Raw genomic sequence first — 1,072 nt, 5'->3', positions numbered from 1 at the left:
ATACTCACGGACATAAATACGTAAAGACATCTGGAACTTTGATTCGGTTGAGTGCAGAGAGAGCAGCATCACGAAGATCGTCAAGCGTCTCGAACAGACGGTTCCCAAGTTCTTGATCGAGTTGTCTCCAGCACTCTTCCGCGGGGTTCAGCTCTGGTGAACCCCGCGGAAGGTAACACAGCTCGATCGATGTGTCTTCGACGAATTCCTGCACTGCGTTCGCCGTGAAATACGAGGCGTTGTCCAAGACGACGCAGATTTTCTCGCCGAACTCTGTCTGGAGTGCGTCGAGTAACCGGATTGTTGTGTCGCTGTTGAAGTTCTCTGCACACGGCAGAAAGAACGTCTCACCGCCGTCGCTGACTGCACCAAGCAACTTGATGCTATCCCACGCGCCCGTCACCGGGAGTGACGGGCGCTCTCCTTCCGGAAACCACGCATAGATTAGCGTCGAGAGAACCTGTCGCGTCTGATCGATCGTCAGGACCGTGTATTCGTCGTCCAGGTCGTTGCGCTTTTTTTGAAGCCTTCTTGCCAGGCTTCTTGGGCTCTCTCGTCGGATTTGTAGAACTCCGGCCGGGCTGTCTTCCAGGACAGCCCGGCCTCAGACATCAATCGTCGGACGTGCCGCTCACAGTACTCAACGTCAAATTCCTCGGAGAGATAGTGACGAGCTAGTGGAACAGACCACGCGGGCGCGTCTAGTCCAACTTCTTCGGGTGAGTCGTGAAGTACCTCAACGAACTGGTCGTGCTGTTCATCAGAGAGTTCGGATGGTCTGCCTTCACGCGGATCGTCGTAGACGACTTGCTCGACCGGCTCATCAGCGAGCCGGTCGAGCCGGCCAACCCAACGAGACAGCCATGGACCGGTGTATCCGTACCGTTCAGCTACCTCTGCCATCGTCGCGTCGTCTTCTTCGAGGTAGTTGATCACCGCCATTAGCCGCTGTGTCGGCTTCTTGTCCTCGACCTCCGCGAGAGCGTCGCGGAGGTCGTCGAGGGTGGCGGCATCAAGCGTGGACATACCCTATAATCACACTCTAGCCTAAAGAATATTCAGCCGACAGTAT

At 55.9% G+C, this 1,072-nt stretch carries 1 protein-coding gene; it reads right to left on the bottom strand.

The genetic code is table 11. The features are described from left to right. Positions 1-4: 4 nt before the first annotated feature. A protein-coding gene (locus BW940_RS20985) for an IS630 family transposase (protein WP_235847885.1) occupies positions 5-1,026 on the bottom strand; the annotation gives its coding sequence in 2 pieces (ribosomal slippage) (positions 5-520 and positions 523-1,026; 1,020 coding nt in all). Positions 1,027-1,072: the final 46 nt, after the last annotated feature.

The organism is Natronorubrum thiooxidans (assembly GCF_900156475.1).
In the GTDB taxonomy this organism is placed as follows: Archaea; Halobacteriota; Halobacteria; order Halobacteriales; family Natrialbaceae; genus Natronorubrum; species Natronorubrum thiooxidans.
Note: the sequence above shows the minus strand (reverse complement) of the source record. Positions and strands in the feature narration are given on the sequence as shown.